The organism is Synechococcus sp. A15-44 (assembly GCF_014280115.1).
GTDB lineage: Bacteria > Cyanobacteriota > Cyanobacteriia > PCC-6307 > Cyanobiaceae > Parasynechococcus.
In genome coordinates this window covers 349,711-368,584 of sequence record NZ_CP047938.1, presented here as the reverse complement: position 1 = coordinate 368,584, position 18,874 = coordinate 349,711, and the positions used below count along the sequence as shown (strand labels likewise).

Annotated in this window: 27 protein-coding genes and 1 tRNA gene; 17 read left to right on the top strand and 11 right to left on the bottom strand. The window is 62.8% G+C overall.

What is annotated here, in order from left to right; genetic code table 11:
• Positions 1–7 precede the first annotated feature (7 nt).
• Complete coding sequence (gene moeB / locus SynA1544_RS01940; RefSeq protein WP_186514641.1) at positions 8–1,144, bottom strand: molybdopterin-synthase adenylyltransferase MoeB; 1,137 nt, start codon at positions 1,142–1,144, stop codon at positions 8–10.
• Positions 1,137–1,589 (bottom strand): M67 family metallopeptidase, encoded by a 453-nt coding sequence (locus SynA1544_RS01935; protein ID WP_255477679.1) that lies wholly within the window; start codon positions 1,587–1,589, stop codon positions 1,137–1,139. Before SynA1544_RS01935 ends, moeB begins: the two co-directional genes overlap by 8 nt.
• Before the next feature lie 64 nt (positions 1,590–1,653).
• Here SynA1544_RS01935 and SynA1544_RS01930 point away from each other — a divergent pair, with 64 nt between their 5' ends.
• A complete protein-coding gene (locus tag SynA1544_RS01930) occupies positions 1,654–2,040 on the top strand; it encodes a CAAD domain-containing protein (protein ID WP_006850129.1) in 387 nt (128 codons plus the stop codon).
• 3 nt (positions 2,041–2,043) lie between these two features.
• Here SynA1544_RS01930 and SynA1544_RS15000 read toward each other — a convergent pair whose 3' ends face one another.
• Positions 2,044–2,535 (bottom strand): fructosamine kinase family protein, encoded by a 492-nt coding sequence (locus SynA1544_RS15000; RefSeq protein ID WP_370594083.1) that lies wholly within the window; start codon positions 2,533–2,535, stop codon positions 2,044–2,046.
• Complete coding sequence (locus SynA1544_RS14995) at positions 2,486–2,932, bottom strand: fructosamine kinase family protein (RefSeq protein ID WP_370594082.1); 447 nt, start codon at positions 2,930–2,932, stop codon at positions 2,486–2,488. The genes SynA1544_RS15000 and SynA1544_RS14995 overlap by 50 nt, the downstream gene beginning before the upstream one ends.
• A 50-nt stretch (positions 2,933–2,982) precedes the next feature.
• On the opposite strand from SynA1544_RS14995, the gene crtD reads away from it, so the two are divergent.
• A complete protein-coding gene (gene crtD, locus SynA1544_RS01920) occupies positions 2,983–4,485 on the top strand; it encodes a C-3',4' desaturase CrtD (protein ID WP_186514639.1) in 1,503 nt (500 codons plus the stop codon).
• Here the strand turns inward: crtD and SynA1544_RS01915 are convergent.
• Complete coding sequence (locus SynA1544_RS01915) at positions 4,469–5,350, bottom strand: prephenate/arogenate dehydrogenase (RefSeq protein WP_186514638.1); 882 nt, start codon at positions 5,348–5,350, stop codon at positions 4,469–4,471. The two genes, crtD and SynA1544_RS01915, sit on opposite strands and share 17 nt — an antisense overlap.
• An 83-nt stretch (positions 5,351–5,433) precedes the next feature.
• Between SynA1544_RS01915 and SynA1544_RS01910 the strand changes: the two genes are divergently transcribed.
• The 3 genes from SynA1544_RS01910 to SynA1544_RS01900 all read left to right on the top strand — a co-directional run bounded on the left by SynA1544_RS01910 (position 5,434) and on the right by SynA1544_RS01900 (position 7,577).
• Positions 5,434–6,879 (top strand): helicase, encoded by a 1,446-nt coding sequence (locus tag SynA1544_RS01910; protein ID WP_186515403.1) that lies wholly within the window; start codon positions 5,434–5,436, stop codon positions 6,877–6,879.
• A gap of 35 nt (positions 6,880–6,914) precedes the next feature.
• Positions 6,915–7,163 carry a DUF2839 domain-containing protein gene (locus SynA1544_RS01905; protein ID WP_186514637.1) on the top strand — a complete coding sequence of 83 codons (249 nt, stop codon included), beginning with the start codon at positions 6,915–6,917 and terminating at the stop codon, positions 7,161–7,163.
• Positions 7,164–7,232: 69 nt separating this feature from the next.
• Positions 7,233–7,577, top strand: coding sequence for a DUF1815 family protein (locus SynA1544_RS01900; RefSeq protein ID WP_114987287.1), 345 nt, complete (start codon positions 7,233–7,235; stop codon positions 7,575–7,577).
• 2 nt (positions 7,578–7,579) lie between these two features.
• Here the strand turns inward: SynA1544_RS01900 and recA are convergent, their stop codons facing one another.
• The 6 genes from recA to SynA1544_RS01870 form a co-directional block, all read right to left on the bottom strand.
• Positions 7,580–8,701: a recombinase RecA gene (recA, locus tag SynA1544_RS01895; protein ID WP_115132346.1), complete on the bottom strand. Its 1,122-nt coding sequence runs from the start codon at positions 8,699–8,701 to the stop codon at positions 7,580–7,582.
• An 86-nt stretch (positions 8,702–8,787) separates the two neighbouring features.
• A complete protein-coding gene (locus SynA1544_RS01890; RefSeq protein ID WP_186514636.1) occupies positions 8,788–9,537 on the bottom strand; it encodes an HAD family hydrolase in 750 nt (249 codons plus the stop codon).
• A 9-nt stretch (positions 9,538–9,546) separates the two neighbouring features.
• Positions 9,547–9,618 (bottom strand) — tRNA-Gln (locus SynA1544_RS01885).
• Between the two features lie 102 nt (positions 9,619–9,720).
• Entirely contained in the window at positions 9,721–11,361 is a 1,641-nt protein-coding gene (locus SynA1544_RS01880; RefSeq protein WP_186514635.1) for an AAA family ATPase, read from the bottom strand.
• 22 nt (positions 11,362–11,383) lie between these two features.
• A complete protein-coding gene (locus SynA1544_RS01875; RefSeq protein ID WP_186514634.1) occupies positions 11,384–12,415 on the bottom strand; it encodes an LdpA C-terminal domain-containing domain in 1,032 nt (343 codons plus the stop codon).
• Positions 12,382–12,843, bottom strand: a complete 462-nt coding sequence (locus tag SynA1544_RS01870; protein WP_006850745.1) for an NAD(P)H-quinone oxidoreductase subunit N — start codon at positions 12,841–12,843, stop codon at positions 12,382–12,384. Before SynA1544_RS01870 ends, SynA1544_RS01875 begins: the two co-directional genes overlap by 34 nt.
• Positions 12,844–13,224: 381 nt before the next feature.
• On the opposite strand from SynA1544_RS01870, the gene rplC reads away from it, so the two are divergent.
• The 12 genes from rplC to rplX are packed head-to-tail and all read left to right on the top strand — an operon-like array spanning position 13,225 to position 18,859.
• Positions 13,225–13,881, top strand: coding sequence for a 50S ribosomal protein L3 (rplC, locus tag SynA1544_RS01865; protein WP_115010470.1), 657 nt, complete (start codon positions 13,225–13,227; stop codon positions 13,879–13,881).
• On the top strand, positions 13,881–14,516 hold the full coding sequence (gene rplD / locus SynA1544_RS01860; protein ID WP_114987276.1) for a 50S ribosomal protein L4: 636 nt from the start codon (positions 13,881–13,883) through the stop codon (positions 14,514–14,516). The genes rplC and rplD overlap by 1 nt, the downstream gene beginning before the upstream one ends.
• Complete coding sequence (locus SynA1544_RS01855; RefSeq protein ID WP_006850625.1) at positions 14,509–14,811, top strand: 50S ribosomal protein L23; 303 nt, start codon at positions 14,509–14,511, stop codon at positions 14,809–14,811. Before rplD ends, SynA1544_RS01855 begins: the two co-directional genes overlap by 8 nt.
• 15 nt (positions 14,812–14,826) lie before the next feature.
• Positions 14,827–15,690 carry a 50S ribosomal protein L2 gene (gene rplB / locus SynA1544_RS01850; protein WP_006851794.1) on the top strand — a complete coding sequence of 288 codons (864 nt, stop codon included), beginning with the start codon at positions 14,827–14,829 and terminating at the stop codon, positions 15,688–15,690.
• A gap of 35 nt (positions 15,691–15,725) precedes the next feature.
• Positions 15,726–16,001 carry a 30S ribosomal protein S19 gene (gene rpsS, locus SynA1544_RS01845; protein WP_006849645.1) on the top strand — a complete coding sequence of 92 codons (276 nt, stop codon included), beginning with the start codon at positions 15,726–15,728 and terminating at the stop codon, positions 15,999–16,001.
• Between the two features lie 3 nt (positions 16,002–16,004).
• The gene (rplV, locus tag SynA1544_RS01840) at positions 16,005–16,370 is read left to right on the top strand and encodes a 50S ribosomal protein L22 (protein WP_114987273.1); all 366 of its coding nucleotides are present in this window, start codon (positions 16,005–16,007) and stop codon (positions 16,368–16,370) included.
• A 20-nt stretch (positions 16,371–16,390) separates the two neighbouring features.
• On the top strand, positions 16,391–17,119 hold the full coding sequence (gene rpsC, locus SynA1544_RS01835) for a 30S ribosomal protein S3 (protein WP_011363386.1): 729 nt from the start codon (positions 16,391–16,393) through the stop codon (positions 17,117–17,119).
• 16 nt (positions 17,120–17,135) lie between these two features.
• Positions 17,136–17,612 (top strand): 50S ribosomal protein L16, encoded by a 477-nt coding sequence (rplP, locus tag SynA1544_RS01830; protein WP_006851743.1) that lies wholly within the window; start codon positions 17,136–17,138, stop codon positions 17,610–17,612.
• 2 nt (positions 17,613–17,614) lie between these two features.
• The gene (rpmC, locus tag SynA1544_RS01825; protein ID WP_186514633.1) at positions 17,615–17,824 is read left to right on the top strand and encodes a 50S ribosomal protein L29; all 210 of its coding nucleotides are present in this window, start codon (positions 17,615–17,617) and stop codon (positions 17,822–17,824) included.
• A 17-nt stretch (positions 17,825–17,841) separates the two neighbouring features.
• On the top strand, positions 17,842–18,138 hold the full coding sequence (gene rpsQ, locus SynA1544_RS01820) for a 30S ribosomal protein S17 (protein ID WP_006850241.1): 297 nt from the start codon (positions 17,842–17,844) through the stop codon (positions 18,136–18,138).
• Positions 18,135–18,500, top strand: a complete 366-nt coding sequence (gene rplN, locus SynA1544_RS01815; RefSeq protein WP_006851211.1) for a 50S ribosomal protein L14 — start codon at positions 18,135–18,137, stop codon at positions 18,498–18,500. The genes rpsQ and rplN overlap by 4 nt, the downstream gene beginning before the upstream one ends.
• A 2-nt stretch (positions 18,501–18,502) precedes the next feature.
• Positions 18,503–18,859: a 50S ribosomal protein L24 gene (gene rplX, locus SynA1544_RS01810; RefSeq protein ID WP_006852039.1), complete on the top strand. Its 357-nt coding sequence runs from the start codon at positions 18,503–18,505 to the stop codon at positions 18,857–18,859.
• Positions 18,860–18,874 lie beyond the last annotated feature (15 nt).

Sequence of the window (18,874 nt, the reverse complement as noted above, 5' to 3'; positions counted from 1 at the left end):
CTGGGGTTTAGTAGCGAGGGATTGCAGGATCCACCTGCTGAGACCAGGCATCAATTCCACCCGTCACATTCGTTGCCGCGATGCCCTGCTGAGCCAACAGCTCAACGGCCCTGGCAGAGCGCCCCCCGAGCTTGCAGTGCACCAAAAGGCGCCGTCCCTCTGCCAATGCACGAATGCGATCGATCGCCTCTCCACTCTCCAGCGAAGCCAACGGCACCAAGTGGCTCCCTTCAATCGAAGCCACCTCTGCTTCAGCAGGATTGCGCACATCAACCAGCGCAATCTCGTCTGGAGCGGAGTCGAGCAGGGCCTTCAGCTCCATGACAGTGATGGCTTCCATCTCCGATGACGCCGGACGGCAGAACTGGCGGTAGTCAATCAGGCTCTCAACCTTCGGTCGATCGGGATCAACGCGGAGGGTGAGTTCGCGAAATCGCATCGCCAGGGCGTCGACCACCAACAGCCGACCGTCCAGGCACTCGCCAATGCCGGTGATCAGTTTGATCGCCTCGGTGGCCTGAAGCAGACCGATCAGCCCCGGCATCACACCCATCACCCCAGCTTCTGAGCAAGACGGAACAGCGTCCGGCGGAGGAGGTTCCGGCAGCAGATCGCGGTAATTGGGGCTCGTCGGCGTGCGGTTGAACACGCTGACCTGGCCGTCAAAGCGCTGCACGGAGCCGTAGACGAGGGGCTTGCCGAGCAACACACAGGCGTCGTTGATCAGATACCGGCTAGGGAAGTTGTCGGTGCCGTCACAGACCAGGTCATAGGCACCGATGAGATCCAAAGCATTGCCCACATCCAGCATGTGTTCATGCACCTCCACCTGGCAGTGGGGATTGAGGTCATGGATCCGGGCTGCGGCTGAGCGGGCCTTGGAGCCGCCAACCCCGCTGGAGCTGTGGATCACCTGCCGCTGGAGATTGGACAGCTCCACCACATCTCCATCCACGATTCCGATACGACCAACACCTGCCGCGGCCAGATACAGCAACAGAGGGGATCCCAGCCCACCGCTGCCAACACAAAGCACCGACGCAGACTTCAACCGGAGCTGACCGGCAGAACCAACCTCGGGAAGGATCAGATGGCGGGCGTAGCGCCCCCGCTCATCAGCACTCAGCATCGCGTGGTCATGCATGGTTTTGAGTGTCCCAGAGCTGAATCGGGATTTCATCCACACTGCGGTCCCCATTCAGCCACCAGGCCCGCAGGCCAAGCGAGGCAGAGAGGATCAACATCAGACTCTCCGTTTGTCCCAAGCGCCGATCCTGGGGCGAGGGAACGGGCGCGGACGCCGGATGGGAGTGGGCCACCCCAAGACAACGTTGATGGCGATCCCGCGCCCATCGCTGGGCTGCCAACTGCTCCCTCGGATCCACCAGAAACCTGCTGCGACGCTCGTGAACAGGGCGCTGGCCTGATGCCCCCCGTCCCCAGACATTGCAACAGGGCCAGGTCGTGGTCAGCCTCAAACAGCCTGAATTCGTCCGCTGGCCCAGCAGCAAGGCACAGCCTTCTTCGGGATGGGGCGCCAGCAAAATCCGAGCCAGATCCGTGTGGCATCGGTGATCAATTTGCAGCACGGATGGCGTAGACCCCGTCGCACCGATACGCTCAGCTGAAATTGTGAAGGATTTAGTCGTTCTCATGAGTGACGCCACCACTGAAGTTAAGGATGCCGCCACAACCGTGACGACACCCGTCGACGCTCCCGCTCAGGAGGACACCACCTCCTTTGCTGAGCGCTACAGCGACGTGCTGGGCAAGGTGAACGACACGCTCGATCAGGTCGACTGGAGTCAGATGGGACGCATCGGCAAGATCGTCGGCATCTTTGCCGCCGTGATCATTGCCCAGATCCTGATCAAGGGAATCCTCGACACGATCAATCTGCTGCCGATCGTTCCTGGCCTGCTGGAACTGCTCGGCGTGGTCGTTGTGGGCCAATGGAGCTGGAAGAACCTCACCACCAGCGACAAGCGCAATGCCCTGGTTCAGCGTGTGCAAACCCTCCGCAAGGAGTACCTGGGCTGATCCTCAAAGCCGCCGAGCCAGATCTTTGAGACTGGCTCGGCATTGGATCAGATAACTCCCCCCAAACAAATTGGCGTGGTTGAGAAGGTGGTACAGGTTGTAGATCTCCACCCGATCGTCAGCGCCTGAAGCATCGGGGATCACCTCCCGATAAGCCGAGCGGAAGGCTTCACCGAAGCCCCCGAACAGCCTGGTCATGGCCAGATCAACTTCCCGATCAGCCCACCAGCTGGCGGGATCAAAAATGCTCCCCCGTCCATCGCTGAGGCTTGCAGCATTCCCACCCCAGAGATCGCCGTGCACCAACGCAGGACGCGGTTGATGCTCGTTCAAGTGCTCGGCGAGGCGCAGCAACAACGGATTGAGGTCCGTTGAATCCAGCTGCAACCCATCAAGGATCTCGAGTTGCGGGCGCAGCCTGAGCTCCAAGAAGGCCGAGCCCCAGTCATCGCGCCACCCCCCCCGGTTGAGGGCCGGCGCCAATGAAGCCGTCACGGTGCCAGCCGAAACGAGCTGGGCTGGAGGCCATCGACGACTGGTGCAGCAAGGCCAAACCCCGGCCGAGAGCTGCTTGGTCGCTGCCACCAAAATCCAGCCAAGGCAATAGCAGCACCGCACCGTGGGGCAGTGCTGCCAGAGCGATGGGCTGCGGCACAACCAGGAACGAGGCATCGGCTTGGGCATGCAAGGCCTCCAGGGCCTCCGCCTCCACCTCAAACAGAGGTAGCGCGCTGGCGCCACCACTTTTGGCAAACAACACCTGGCCATCACGGAGGCGAAGTTTCCAGGCCTGATGGATGCAGCCCCCACCAACGGGGGAGACGTCTGTGATGACAGCCCCCGCCAATGGCCCATCCTTCGCGGTGAGATCCCGGCGCAGTTCGCTGTTCATCCTCAGCAGGCCCCCTGTCTTGCCAGCATGGCCCGATTGTTCAGGGCGTCGTGAGCGATTCCAGCGTGATCGTGGTGGGCGGTGGGATCGCTGGCTTAACCGCAGCGGCACTCCTGGCCCGCGATGGCGTCGACGTCACGCTGCTGGAAGCGCATCAACAACCGGGGGGATGTGCGGGAACGTTCCGGCGTGGTCCATGGGTGTTCGATGTGGGGGCGACCCAGGTGGCTGGATTGGAGCCGGGAGGCAGTCATGCGCGACTGCTGAAGCATCTGGACATGCCTCTGCCCACGGCGGAGCTTCTGGACCCAGGTTGTGTGGTCGACCTCGGCGATGGCTCCCCGCCCATTTCGCTCTGGCATGACCCGGATGCCTGGGCCGCCGAGCGTGAACATCAATTCCCAGGCAGCCAGCGCTTCTGGAGACTTTGCCATCAGTTGCATGCCAGCAACTGGCAGTTCGCCAGCCAGGACCCTGTGGTGACGCCGCGCTCCCTCTGGGATCTCGGCACATTGCTGCGGGCCCTTCGCCCCGCAACGCTGGCATCGGGACTATTCACAGGCCTGACCATCGCCGATCTGTTGCAGCTGTGCGGGTGCGGTGACGATCAACGGCTGCGGCGCTTTCTCGACCTCCAGCTGAAGCTGTACTCCCAAGAACCGGCCGATCGCACGGCGGCGCTGTACGGCGCAACCGTCCTGCATATGGCCCAAGCACCCCTCGGGCTCTGGCATCTGAAGGGATCAATGCAGGTGTTGAGCAATCAGCTGATGGCGGCCATTGAGCGCGACGGCGGAACGGTGCTGATGAAGCATCGGGTGACCAAGCTGCAACCCAGCTCATCCGGTTGGCAGGTGACGATCAGCACCGGCAAGGGCACGGAACACCAATGCAGGAGCCGCGATGTGGTCTGCAGCCTGCCGCCCCAGTGCCTGCAGGAGTTGATCGAACCGGATCAACTGCCCAAGGGGTACCGCAAGCGACTGGACAACCTGCATGAACCGAGTGGTGCGCTGGTGCTTTACGGAGCGGTGCGGCGTGATGCACTGCCACATTCCTGCCCAGGCCATCTCCAGCGGGGCTGCGCATCCCCAGGGCCTCTGTTTGTCTCCATCAGCCGCGAGGGCGATGGGCGTGCGCCCCAGGGGCAGGCCACCTTGATTGCCAGCGTGTTCACCCCAACGGGCGACTGGTGCCGCTTGCCGGAGCCGGAGTACCAGCAGCGCAAAACAGAGATGCTGAACCTGATCCAAGCCGAATTGAACCGCTGGCTCTCGCTCGAAGACGACGCCTGGTTGCACGCTGAACTGGCAACACCACGGGGCTTCGCCGGCTGGACGGGCCGTCCCAACGGCATGGTCGGGGGCCTTGGGCAGCATCCAAGCCGGTTCGGCCCCTTCGGCCTGGCAGGACGAACGCCCATGCCGGGGCTTTGGCTCTGCGGCGACAGCCTCCATCCGGGCGAAGGAACGGCAGGAGTCAGCTTGTCGGCCCTCAACGCCTGTCGACAGCTCAGGGCCGAACGGGGCCAACCGCTCAGTTTTCGGAGCTGACCTCGCCCGGAGGCTTCAAAAAATCGGGGCGCAGAGTCTGCGTTCGCAGCAATTCCAGCTCCAGCTGAGACCAGTTTTGCTGGAGAACCGCGTCTTCCAGCTGCTCCAAGCTCCAGCGGTAGGCCGCCAATCCGCGCAACACCGCATCCCGGTTGGTGGAAGCCATCGCCACCCCCAGCTGAGGATTTCCTCCGCCCACGCGACTGGTGTCGGCAAAGCCGCTGGACGCCAGCACCATCGCCAGCCGCCGGATCTCCGGATCCCGTTCGTCACCCACCGCCCGCAGCAGCGCAGCACTGACCAGCACCGGCATGTGCGAAATCAGCGCCACAGCCTGATCGTGTTGCGACGCGGTGGATGTGAGCCAATGGCCACCGAGGCTGAGAGCAAGATCGCGAACCTGGTCCAGAGCAACCGGGTCCGTCTCCGCCTCCGGAGTCGCGATCCAGGGGCGACCGCGGAACAGATCCGCCACCCCAGCCTCAACGCCCGCCTGAGCTTTGCCTGCCATGGGGTGACTGGCCACAAAGCGGGGATGCCGCTGACGCCAAGCCTCCAGCACGGGCTGTTTGACCGAACCAACATCAGTGATCACCGCTGCTTCAGGCAGGGCGGCAACGAGCTCATCCGGTGGGCTCAGCAGCAAGGGAATTGGCAAGGCCAGGATCACCAGATCGCAATCCCTTAAGCAGCCGGGATCGGTCGACACCGCCCCCACCAGCCCACGGGCCATGGCGCGATCCGCCGTGGCCTGACGATGCACGAGGCCCTGCACCGTCCATCCACGCGCCTGAAGGTCCAGACCAAGGGACCCTCCGATCAATCCAAGACCGACGATCCCCACACGTCCCGGTTGCACCGCCATCCCTCCCGCAGGGTCGTGAAGCCATGTTGATGGATGGATTGCCATGAACCAATCACCGGGGGAACCCTGCGTAGGGTTTGACGATGTTGGAAGCCCAGGCCCACCATCAGATCAAAACCCTGCTCCGTCAGGAGGAATCGGACTGGCCCCACCACCTGACCCTGAGCCGATTGGTGGCAAGAAGCCTGAGGCGTCGCGACACGACACTCATCCAGCTCCCCCCCAGCAGCAGCGAACGCTGGTGGCTTGGTCTGCTGGTGCCGCTGTGTCTGGCTCCCGAAGCGGGGGCGCTGGTGCTGACGCCCCCCCAGCGTCGGCGGCTGCTCCAGTTGGAATTGCCCCGTTTGCGCAACCAGGGGCTACGGCTTCCCTGCTGGCAGGGGCCTACCCCTCCTGAGGGGCCACAGCTCTGGCTGATCGATGTCGGTGAGCTGATTCAGGCCCATCGCGACGGGCACTTGGGCCAACGCCAACTGCTGATCCCGGAGATGGATCAGTTGAGCCGGCGAATGCGGAACGCCCTGACCTTCGAGATCAACCACCAGCACTGGGACGAACTCCGCCAGGCCTGCCCTCAGGCTGAATCCGGGTTGCTGGAGCTGCACGACCGCATGAGCCGGCAGCTCTTCGCTGCAGCCACGCGACCAGGAGGGATGGTGCGACTCGAAGGCTCAGCTGGGCAGGCCCTACGCGACCTGCTCCAGCTGATGCCAGCCAGCCCAGAACCCTGGAACACGCTCCGCGCCATCAACCCGGCGGACTGGACCGAGTGGGCTGAACTCGATCACCGGCTGCTCCAGTGGCGCTGGCAGCTGGCCCCCCTCGAACCGCTCCAACTGCTGCGGGGCGTGCTGCTGGATCACCCCTGCCTGATGTTCAGCAGCAATGGAGATAACGCCAGGCTGGATCTGGAATTCGAGCAGACCGGATTGGTCCCCGACGTCCGGGCAACGCTGCGGGAACAGGAGCTGAATGAACCCCTCCCTCTCTATGCCCCGCGTCGCCAGCCGCTGCCGAACACGCGGATCTACGCCCAACATCTCCTGGAGGAGAGCAGAAGGCTCATCCTTGGCCAGGCGGGGCTCACCCTTGTTCTGATCAATGACGACCAGCTGCGTCGGCAGCTCACCAGTTCCCTGGCTGCGGAATTCGGACGCCGTGTGGTGCATGAGTCGACAGCACCCGAAAGCAATGGCGTGGTGACCTGCAACTGGGACTGGTGGCTGGAGCATCAGGAGCAGCTACCGGAGCCGGCACAGCTGATTGTCGGCATGCTCCCCATCGCCAGCTTGGACAATCCGCTCACCTCAGCTCGGGTGGAGCGGTTGAAACAGCAGGGAGAGGACTGGTTCCGCACCTTGCTGCTGCCGGAAGCCCTCAGCCTGATCCCTGCCGCCATTGCGCCGCTGCGCCGCAGTGGTGGACGCCTGGCCATTCTCGATGGCCGCCTCCGAGGGCGCAGCTGGGGTGATCAGGTGCTGCACCGACTGGAACCTTGGATTCCATTGCAGCGACTGCTTCCGGATTGAACAACGCCTAACCTCCCTTCAACGCTCAGAAGTGCATGGGAGAAGCACGCCGCCGGGCTGCCCAGGGCTTACCCCCTCGTCAGCCCAAGGCCAGCACCAAAACTGTGGACACCTCCCCACGGATCGTGTCCTGGCTTCCGCTGACCCGCAAACAGACGCAGCAGTTCATGGCGGTGACCACCCGCGGCGCCTGGATTGGAATCGGAGGGATGGTGGTGCTTTGGGTGACGGTGCGCTTCATCGGCCCAGCGGCCGGTTGGTGGACGCTTGCGGATACCCCCTGAGCAACCGGCTCAACCAACAAACGAAAACAAAAGAAAACCTTTAGACTGGGTCTCATTGGAGACTCAATTATGTTTCCGCGCCTCGCAGAGCACTATCGATCCGTTGTTGAAGACCTGGTGATGAGCCTGCAGGCCCTCGCCAGCAGCCTTCAAAGCGCGGGCTTCACAGCCACTTGCTATTCCTGTGGCGACGGCCGCGATGGCCATGGAGCTTCGTTTGTGGCTGACATCGGCGATGGCCACATGGTGCGCTTTCTTGTCTCCGACTTCGGCATCAGCTGGGTGGAATCCCGCAACGGCCGAGAACTGGTGAAGCTGGAGGGAGCAGAAGCCATCCAGGAATTGCAGCGGATGGCTGATTTGGCCCAGGAAGGCCAGGTCCGCGCCATGCAGTCCCTGGCCCAGGCCGCCTGAGATCAGGCGGCGGCTTCCGGAGCCTTTGCCACAACGGGCTTGTCAGCAGCCGCCTTCGCAGCGGCGGCCAAAGGCCGCATGGAATTCGACTTCACCTCAGAGCCCTCCGTCAGCTTTTGACGCACCAGCGTTTCGATGGTGGCTGTTGCATCCGGGTTCTCCTCCATCCAGGTGATGGTGTTGTCGCGACCCTGGCCGATGTTGTCTCCCTCGTAGCTGTACCAGGCGCCCTTACGGACAACAACGCCTGTCTCTTCGGCGAGATCCAGCAGACAACCCAAGGTGCTGATGCCGCGGCCAAAGAGAATGTCGAATTCGGCAATGCGGAAGGGTGGCGCCACCTTGTTTTTCGCAACTTTCACCTTGGCCCTGATGCCGAATTCCTCTGTTCCCTTCTTGAGGGTCTGAATCCGACGGATGTCGAGGCGAACCGAGGCATAAAACTTGAGCGCGTTGCCTCCAGTGGTGGTCTCTGGATTGCCGTAGGTCACACCAATCTTGAGACGCAGCTGGTTGAGGAAGATGACGGTGCAACCCGACTTGCCGATGTTGCCGGTGATCTTCCGCATCGCCTGACTCATCAGACGCGCCTGGGCGCCAACCGCCAGATCTCCCATCTCACCTTCGATCTCAGCGCGGGGGGTGAGGGCAGCCACCGAGTCGACAACGACCAGATCCACCGCCGCCGATCGCACCAGTTGATCAACGATCTCCAGCGCCATCTCGCCGGTGTCGGGCTGAGAGACCAGCAGGTTCTCCACATCAACGCCCAAAGAAGCGGCATAAACGGGATCCAGGGCATGCTCCGCATCCACGAAGGCCGCCACACCACCACGCTTCTGCACTTCAGCGATCGCGTGCAGCGTGAGCGTGGTTTTACCGGAACTTTCCGGGCCGTAAATCTCCACCACGCGGCCCTTGGGGTATCCACCACCCAAAGCGAGGTCAAGGGTCAGCGCACCGGTGGAAATCGTCTCCACCCGCATGCGGGAGGCATCGCCCAGCCGCATGATCGATCCCTTGCCGAAGTTGCGCTCGATCTGACCCAGCACCAGATTCAGCGCCTTGTCCCTCTCGCCGGAGGAACGGGGATCGGAAGCGCCGGATTTCATATCTGCAGGCATGAGAAGGACCTGAAACTAAGGAACGAGAGATCCAATGCCACAGAAGCGCCGAATCGTCTCAAGTAGTACAAGCGTACCGTAACGAATCAGGGCCATTGCGCCAGGGGGGCCCGAAAGCGATCCGGATAGAGCAACGCAATCCCAGGCGGAAGACCGCTCTGATCCTGCGGGCGAAGATAGCCCCAACTCACCAGAAAACAGGGCAACTTTTCTAACCCCGGGGTTGAGCGCACCGCCTCCAGTGTCGGCCGGCGGTCTTCCACGAAGCCACACAGCCTTCGCTGCTGCTGAAGCTGAAGCAGAACCTGAGGCTTGGCGCCAGCCTCACGGCCATCCAGGCGCCAAGGATGCAGGCCAAGGCTGTTCAGCAGTTCAGCTGTGAAGGCCTGGGTTTTGGTGGTCAGAACAGACCAGTCCACCCCCTCAGCCTCCAGCCGCTGCAGCCGCTCCACCAGACCGGGGAAAGGTCGATGCAGCGCCAACCAAGCCGAACGGTTCTGCTGAACGGCCTGATCTCTGGCGTCATCGAGGGCCGCCTGAAGCTGCTCCGGCTGCCATCCACGCCGTTGCAGTGCCGAAGCCTGCGCCTCCCCATAGGAGTCCAGCCAATCCTGAAGCTTCAGCACCGGCAGCTCCGCGGCCAGCAGAACCATCTCCCAACCGTGATGCACCCACGGCCGCAGCTGTCGGAAGGCGTCAGGCACCTGATCAGGCGTCAAGCCCTGTGGAGCAGCCTCAAGGCGACGACAGGCATGCCAAGCACTCCACCAGTACTCCGCCATGCCATCAACGATGACCCCGTCGAAGTCAAAGACGAGGAGGGGGAGATCATTCATGGACAAAAACTGGGCCGCTAGGATTCGAACCTAGGAATGGCGGGACCAAAACCCGCTGCCTTACCACTTGGCGACGGCCCATTGATCCGTTTGAACCGCGACCTGCGGATCACCGGAGTAAACATAGTTACCCACAGCAGCCAACCCTTCGTCAATCCACCGGGCGAACCAACCGACGGCCGATCAGCGGGGGAAAACCCTCAGGCGTGACATTTCAGCCTCACCGAAGACATCACTGCGCAGTCGGTAACGGCGCACAAGGTCGGCCTGCATCCGGAGAACACGCTCACTGCGAGGCAGCAACTCCACCGGCCTGCCTTGCGGCATCACCACCTGTTCCACCGCAAGCCGGCATTCCTCGAGAGCAGCCAATTCATCGTCCTGAGACGCCCGATCTGGCGGAGTGACCTCTGCGGCTGTTTCGGTGGCCTGACGGCGCAGAAGACGCGCCATGGCACGGGTCACCTGGGCCAGGGTGTCGGACTTGATCACCAGGATCGGGATCCCCAGATCCCTGACCTGACGGCGCAGTGATGGTTGACGACTGAGGCCCAGCCGAACGCTCAAGACCACATCAGCCTCACTCAAGTCCTCCACAACCCGCGCCTTCCAACCGTGGGAACGGATGGCCTCTTCCACAACACGAGGTGGAACCCCGCAACAGAGAACCTGCAGATGCTCGGCGCTGGTCTCCTGCGGAGATGGTTCCTCTGCCGCACTGGCCCCTCGGGCACTGGCTGCAGGCATGGGCACGGGAGCGGAGACCGGCTGATCCGCAAACGACCGTTGGGACGGAGGGCGCAGCAAACCGGAAGCCTGAGGCGGGTCCACCAGCTGAACGCCCCCCTCAGGCGTTAGCTCGCGCTCCTGAACCCTTGGCTTCAGGCCCCGGAGCAGTTGATCCACGGTGGCGGCAACGTCGGTGTGCACGGCCCAGCGCTGCCGGCTGTGCATTTCAACCGCCACCGGAAACGTTGGTTCGGCGGCGCGCTCCAACACCGTCTTCTGACTGCGCCGCCGCCGGGCCTCCTCATCCCCGAGGGTGACCGCCTGAATCCCCCCCACCAAATCGCTGAGGGTGGGGTTCTTGATCAGGTTGGCCAAAGCATTGCCGTGGGCTGTGGCGACGAGAACAACGCCACGTTCAGCGATGGTGCGCGCGGCCTGCGCCTCCAGCTCCGTGCCGATCTCATCGATCACGATGACTTCGGGCATGTGGTTTTCCACCGCCTCGATCATGGTTTGGTGCTGCAGCTCAGGCCTGGCCACCTGCATGCGGCGGGCCCGACCGATCGCGGGGTGGGGGATGTCGCCATCACCGGCAATCTCATTGCTCGTGTCGATCACAACAACGCGCCGCTCCAGCTCATCGGCAAGCACCCTGGCGATCTCGCGCAACGCCGTTGTCTTGCCCACACCCGGGCGCCCCATCAACAACAGGGACTGCCCTCCATCCAGGAGGTCCCGCACCATGGCAACGGTCCCGAACACGGCTCGGCCCACCCGGCAGGTCAAACCGACCACCTCACCCTGACGGTTGCGAATCGCGCTGATCCGGTGAAGCGTTCGTTCAATTCCCGCCCGGTTGTCGCCACCGAACTGACCGAGCCTGGCCACCACAGCCGTTAGATCCTGGCGGGACAAAGGCGTGGAACCCAACGCCAGGGCACGGCCTGGATAACGCGCTTCTGGAACCCGACCCAGATCGAGCACCACCTCAAGCAACTGCTCTCGCGCTTCTTCCGGCCGCAACTGCTCCTGCACAGCATCCGGCAGGAGCTCGAGAAGGCGATCCAGATCGTCGGTGACCCGTTGCGTGCCCATGGGATCTGCGCGTTTCAGCCTTCTAGCAAGAGCGCTGCAGCCATGGCGCAACCAATGGACGCGCGAGGGAGAGGGCACGCTTCCAACCCTCGGGCCATTGCCACAGGGCAAGGCCACGGGTTTGCGCCTCATCCAGCACAGGCATCAGCAAGCGACGGGCCACACCACCAAAGGCGATGCCAGCCGGCCGCTCCGTTGGACGCAAGAACTCCAGCGTTGCGGCGTTGGTACCACCGGCCAGCTGCAGCGGGCCCGGCGGGGCCAGACTCCGCATGGCACGCCAGAGCTGAACTGCAGCCCGCGCGGTGCCAGCCCCCACATCGCCGCTCATCGGACGCCCATCCAGCTGCCAGAGGGGTCTGTAACCGGCTTGCCGCAGGCGGGAATAGCGACGCCAAAGCAAATCAGCCAACTGATCGGCCTTCACGCCGTGGCCCTCCAAGCCGGAGCTCACAGCCAAGCGCCGCAAGGGAACCTTGTGCTGCTGAAGGCTTTGGATCAGCGTTGCGAAGCCCTCGTCATGCCCAGATGCGGTGTGAATCTCCACAGCATCGGGCTGAATCGATTGGAGCAGGGAGATCACCTGTTCGGGCGCCAAGCGGTGGTCGCGCTCCTCGATCAACCCATGGGGGCAAGCCGGCAGGCAGCGGCCGCAGCCATAGCAACGCTGCTGGTCGATGCCAGCAGCGGTCGGAATCGCTAACGCCGGACAAATCCTTTCGCAGGGCCGCGGACAGTCCACAGGGCAGCGGCCAGGATCGAACCAGGCCTTGCGGAAGTGAGCATCGGTGCCATCGCTGAGGCTCACCATCAGCCAGGGGCGACGCCCTGTTTGCGCCTCAGCCCAGTCCAGGCCGCGACGCGCTGCCAGGGCAACCGCTGGATCGGCCGCCACATCAATGCAATGAACACCAACAGCAGCAAAGACTGCGGTCAGGTCGGCAATGGCCGGCAGATCCTGGTTGCTTGCCCCACAGATCAGCTTGACCCAGCGGCCCTGTACGAGGGCGTCGTCAGGCGTCAGGCCTTCAGATATGTGGTCATCGGTTCCCACTTCAGGCTGCGAGCACCACCCATCTCCACGATGATGCGTAAACGCGGTTCGCGCTTGCACAGATCGCAGAGAGAAAGAAGTTCAGAGCGCGAGAGCACCTGGCCTTCCAGCAGCCAAAGCGCCACGGGAGCATCACCTTCAAACAGGTCGCCGAGCTGGGGAGCCACCTCCTGCACTTCTCCCACAGCAGCACCACGACCAACACTTTGATGGCCGAGATGGGGCGGACGAATGCCGTGCTTCTGGGTGAGAAACACCTCCGGATCACCAAGACCACGGGCCGAAGTCATGCGGGTGCTGTAACCGGCGCCGCGCAGACGCCTTAATAGACGGGTTTCTGCACCGCCTTCGAGCGGAGCCTGCACCGCCAGACAGCCATTGGCTTCGAGATCACGGCGAAATGCCTGACCGGTGAGAAGCAGAGGCATGGCAGCTACAGGGATTGGAGGAGATTCTGGCAGCAGGCAGAGGGATCAGGGGAGAGGGAAGGTCGGTGTTGTAGGTTCGTTGTTTGTTCTGTGTTTCTGTGCCCGTCCGCTAGCCGGGCCTCCAGTCGGCAGAACAGATTCGACGATTGCGTCGAATCTCCAGGCCAGAACGGAAGCTTTCTTCGGAGATCTCCGTCGGGAAACTGCAACAGCACATCGTGCAGATGCAAGTCCCAGCCTCGCTGAATCGTTCGCTAGCCCATTCGAATCCACTCCTTCGGGGGTTCCGCTTCGAACCACGTCTGCGTCCAATCGATCAGCACCTGACCCCATGCGGTTCTCCGCCTGGTGGTTGTCCACGCTGGCGCTTCCTCCCCATCCATGTCCATCGGCATCCTCGGGAAGAAGCTGGGTATGTCCCAGTTCTTCGACGAGCAGGGCAGAGCTGTTCCGGTCACATTGATCGAAGCCGGCCCCTGCCGCATCACCCAACTCAAAAACGACGACACTGACGGTTATTCCGCAGTGCAGATCGGCTTTGGCGAAACCCGCGAGAAGCTGATCAACAAGCCCGCCCAAGGTCACCTCAACAAATCCGGTGAGGGCCTTCTGCGTCATCTGCGCGAATACCGCGTCGACAGCGTTGAAGGTCTTGAACTCGGTGGCGCCATCACCGTCGGCGATTTCGAAGCCGGCCAAAAGGTGGACGTCAGCGGTGACACCGTCGGCCGCGGCTTCGCTGGCTACCAGAAGCGCCACGGCTTCAGCCGGGGTCCGATGACCCACGGTTCGAAGAACCACCGCGAGCCCGGTTCGACCGGTGCCGGTACGACCCCGGGCCGCATCTATCCCGGAAAGCGGATGGCCGGTCGCTACGGCGGCAAGAAAATCACCACCCGCGGCCTGACCATCCTCAAGGTGGACAGCGAGCACAACCTGCTGGTGGTGAAGGGATCCGTGCCCGGCAAGCCTGGTGCGCTGCTCAACATCCGCCCGGCCTTGCGCGTGGGCGCCAAGCCCGCCAAAGGAGGTAAGTGATGGCCAGTTGTGTCGTTCGTGATTGGCAGGGCAAGGAAGCCGGCAAGGCAACCCTGGACCTAAAGGTGGCCAAAGAGACCACCGCCGTTGACCTAATGCATCGGGCCGTTCTGCGTCAGCAGGCCCATGCACGCCAAGGAACCGCCAGCACCCTCACCCGCTCAGAAGTGCGCGGTGGTGGTCGCAAGCCCTACAAGCAGAAAGGAACTGGTCGGGCCCGTCAGGGATCGATCCGCACTCCTTTGAAACCCGGCGGCGGCATCATCTTTGGACCCAAGCCCCGCACGTACAACCTTGCGATGAACCGCAAGGAGCGTCGTCTGGCCCTGCGCACCGCGCTGATGGCCCGCATTGACGATGTGACCGTCGTGAAGGACTTCGGTGCTTCGCTGGAGGCCCCCAAGACCCGTGAGATCACAGATGCTCTGGGTCGCCTCGGTGTTGCTGCCGGCTCCAAGGTGCTCATCGTTCTGACGAACCCCTCCGATGTTGTGCGCCGTTCCGTGCGCAACCTGGAGAAAGTCAAGTTGATCTCCGCAGATCAGCTGAACGTCTTCGACCTGCTCCACGCCAATGCTCTGGTGCTGGGCGAGGAAGCTCTCGCAACCATCCAGGAGGTCTACGGCGATGACTGAACGTTTCCAAGGACGCCTGGCGGATGTGATCCGCCGTCCCCTGATCACCGAGAAGGCCACCCGCGCCCTCGAAATCAACCAGTACACCTTCGAGGTGGACCACCGCGCCGCAAAGCCCGACATCAAGGCCGCCATTGAGCAGCTCTTCGATGTGAAGGTCACCGGCATCAGCACCATGAATCCCCCGCGACGCTCCCGTCGCATGGGTCGCTTCGCCGGCAAACGTGCCCAGGTGAAGAAAGCCGTGGTGCGCCTGGCGGAGGGCAACTCGATCCAACTCTTCCCTGAGTCCTGAGGGGTCTGAATCGTCATGGCAATCCGTAATTTCCGCCCCTACACCCCCGGTACCCGCACCCGGGTGGTCACTGATTTCAGTGAGATCACCAGCCGCAAGCCGGAGCGGACCCTGGTGGTGGCCAAACACCGCCGCAAGGGCCGCAACAACCGCGGTGTGATCACCTGCCGCCACCGCGGTGGTGGCCACAAGCGCCTCTATCGCGTGGTGGATTTCCGTCGCAACAAGCACGGTGTCCCCGCCAAGGTGGCCGCGATTCACTACGACCCGCACCGCAACGCGCGTCTGGCACTGCTCTTCTACGCCGATGGCGAGAAGCGCTACATCCTTGCTCCTGCAGGAGTTCAGGTGGGCCAGACCGTGGTCTCCGGCCCTGATGCCCCGATCGAGAACGGCAACGCCATGCCGTTGTCCTCGGTGCCCCTCGGTTCGGCGGTTCACTGCGTTGAGCTCTACGCCGGTCGTGGTGGCCAAATGGTCCGTACCGCCGGTGCCAGTGCCCAGGTGATGGCAAAGGAAGGCGACTACGTCGCTCTGAAGCTGCCCTCCACCGAGGTTCGCCTGGTTCGCCGCGAGTGCTACGCCACCCTCGGCGAGGTCGGTAACTCCGAGATGCGCAACACCAGCCTGGGTAAGGCCGGTCGTCGCCGCTGGCTCGGTCGCCGTCCTCAGGTCCGAGGCAGTGTGATGAACCCCTGCGATCACCCCCACGGTGGTGGTGAGGGTCGTGCACCGATTGGCCGTTCCGGCCCGGTGACCCCCTGGGGCAAACCCGCCCTCGGTCTCAAGACCCGCAAGCGGAACAAACCCAGCAACCAATACGTGCTCCGGAAGCGTCGCAAGACCTCCAAGCGGAGCCGTGGCGGACGCGATTCCTGATGCAAACCATCACTTATCCGCTTGCTTAAACCGTTATGGGACGTTCACTCAAAAAAGGTCCGTTTATTGCCGACAGCCTGCTCCGCAAGGTTGAAAAGCAGAACGACAACGACGACAAGTCTGTGATCAAGACCTGGTCACGGGCCTCCACGATCCTGCCGATGATGATCGGCCACACGATCGCGGTTCACAACGGCCGCACCCATGTGCCGGTGTTCATCACCGAGCAGATGGTGGGCCACAAGCTGGGAGAGTTCGCTCCCACCCGCACCTTCAAGGGCCACATCAGAGACAAGAAAGGAGGCCGCTAATCCATGACATCGTCAACCCAAACGGCACCCACCGCCCAGGCTCACGGTCGCTTCATCCGAGGCTCCGTGTCGAAGGTGCGCCGTGTGCTCGACCAAATCCGTGGCCGCACCTATCGCGACGCGCTGATCATGCTCGAGTTCATGCCCTACCGCTCTACCGGCCCGATCACCAAGGTGCTCCGGTCTGCGGTGGCCAACGCTGAGCACAACCTCGGTCTCGACCCGTCATCTCTGGTGATCTCGAGCGCGACCGCTGACATGGGCCCCTCCATGAAGCGTTATCGCCCCCGCGCCCAGGGCCGGGCTTACCAGATCAAGAAACAGACCTGCCACATCAGCATTGCTGTGGCGGCTCAGACCGATTCCTGACCCCCGAGGACTCTGACCCAATGGGACACAAAATCAACCCAACCGGTCTGCGCCTGGGGATCACCCAGGAACACCGGTCACGCTGGTACGCCTCCAGCAAGAACTATCCGGCCCTCCTCCAGGAGGACGACCGGATTCGCAAGTTCATCCACAAGAAGTACGGCTCCGCCGGCATCAGCGATGTGCTGATCGCCCGCAAGGCCGATCAACTGGAAGTTGAACTCAAGACCGCACGCCCCGGCGTGCTGGTCGGCCGTCAAGGCAGCGGCATCGAAGAGCTTCGCTCCGGCATTCAGAAGACCATCGGCGACTCCAGTCGTCAGGTGCGGATCAATGTTGTCGAGGTCGAACGCGTCGACGGTGATGCCTTCCTCCTTGCCGAGTACATCGCCCAGCAGCTGGAGAAGCGTGTGGCCTTCCGCCGCACCATCCGCATGGCTGTGCAGCGCGCTCAGCGTGCCGGCGTTCTGGGTCTGAAGATCCAGGTTTCCGGTCGCCTGAACGGTGCTGAGATCGCCCGGACGGAATGGACCCGCGAGGGTCGGGTGCCCCTGCACACCCTGCGTGCCGACATCGACTACGCCACCAAGGTGGCCAGCACGACCTACGGCGTGCTCGGCATCAAGGTGTGGGTGTTCAAGGGCGAAGTGCTGAGCGAACAGGCTCAGCCCATGCCGGTGGGTGCCGCCCCCCGGCGCCGGGCCAGCCGTCGGCCCCAACAGTTCGAAGACCGCTCAAACGAGGGTTGAACAGGAGGCCTGAACCATGCTGAGTCCAAAACGCGTCAAATTCCGTAAGCAGCAGCGAGGCCGCATGCGCGGCGTCGCCACCCGGGGCAACACCATTGCCTTCGGACAATTCGCGCTGCAGGCACAGGAATGTGGCTGGATCACCTCGCGCCAGATCGAGGCCAGCCGCCGTGCCATGACCCGCTACGTCAAACGTGGCGGAAAAATCTGGATCCGGATCTTCCCAGATAAGCCGGTCACCATGCGCGCTGCCGAAACCCGGATGGGTTCCGGTAAAGGCAACCCAGAATTCTGGGTGGCGGTGATCAAGCCCGGCCGGATCCTGTTCGAGATGGGCGGTGATGAAATCACCCCCGAAATCGCCAAGGAAGCCATGCGCCTCGCGCAGTACAAGCTTCCCGTGAAGACCAAGTTCATCCAATTGGATGAGCAGGAGAAGTCAGCTGGTGCCAAGGCTCCGGCAGCTTCTGAAGCCGTCACCGTGGAGTCCTGACCATGGCCCGTCCCAACGCCGCCGATGTGCGCAGCTTGTCCGATTCGGACATCAACGAACAGATCGACAGCCTGCGCCGCGAGCTGTTCCAACTCCGTTTCCAGCAGGCCACGCGCCAGCTGGCTAACACGCACCGTTTCAAAGAGGTCCGCATCAAGCTGGCCCAGCTGCTGACGGTGCAGTCGGAGCGCCAGCGCTCCACCGCCTCCTGATCCCCCACTCCGTAACCATGGCAGTCAAGGAAAGGATCGGCACCGTCGTCAGCGACAAGATGGAAAAAACGGTGGTGGTCGCGGTGGAAAGCCGCTTCCCACACCCCATCTATCAAAAGACGGTCAGCCGTACCACCCGTTACAAGGCTCACGACGAAGACAACACCTGTCGCGTCGGTGACCGCGTTCGCATCACTGAAACCCGTCCGATGAGCCGCCAAAAGCGGTGGGCCATCGCCGAGGTTCTCAGCCACAGCCCGAAAGCTGCAGCTGAGGAAGCCAACAAGGCTGAAGCTCAGGAGGTGAAGCAGTGATCCAGCAGGAGTCCTATCTCACCGTTGCCGACAACAGCGGCGCCAAGCGCATTCAGTGCATTCGCGTCCTCGGCACCAACCGTCGCTATGCCCACGTGGGCGACGTGATCGTTGCCGCCGTGAAGGATGCCGCCCCCAACATGGGCGTCAAAAAGTCCGACGTGGTGAAAGCGGTTGTGGTGCGCACCAAAGCCACCATGCGTCGTGAAACCGGAAACTCAATCCGTTTCGACGACAACGCCGCCGTCATCATCAACGACGACAAAAACCCGAAAGGCACCCGCGTCTTCGGACCGGTGGCCCGTGAGCTGCGTGAGCGCAGCTTCACCAAAATCGTGTCCCTCGCTCCAGAGGTGATCTGACCATGGCGACTGCAACCACCAAGGCCAAGGCCACCGAGCGCATCAAGATGCGCATCCGCAAAGGCGACACCGTTCAGGTGATCGCCGGCAAGGACAAGGGCAAGACCGGTGCCGTTCTGCGCACTCTGCCCAACGAAAACCGTGTCGTCGTGGAGGGCGTGAACATGCGCACCCGCCACGAAAAGCCCACCCAGGAGGGCGAGACCGGCCGCATCGTGACGGAGGAAGCATCCCTGCATGCCTCCAACGTGATGCTGTATTCCACCGACAAAAAGGTGGCCAGCCGCGTTGAAATCGTCGTCGAGAAGGACGGCACCAAGAAGCGCCGGCTGAAGAAAACCGGTGAAGTCCTCGACTGATCCCGACTTCTGACC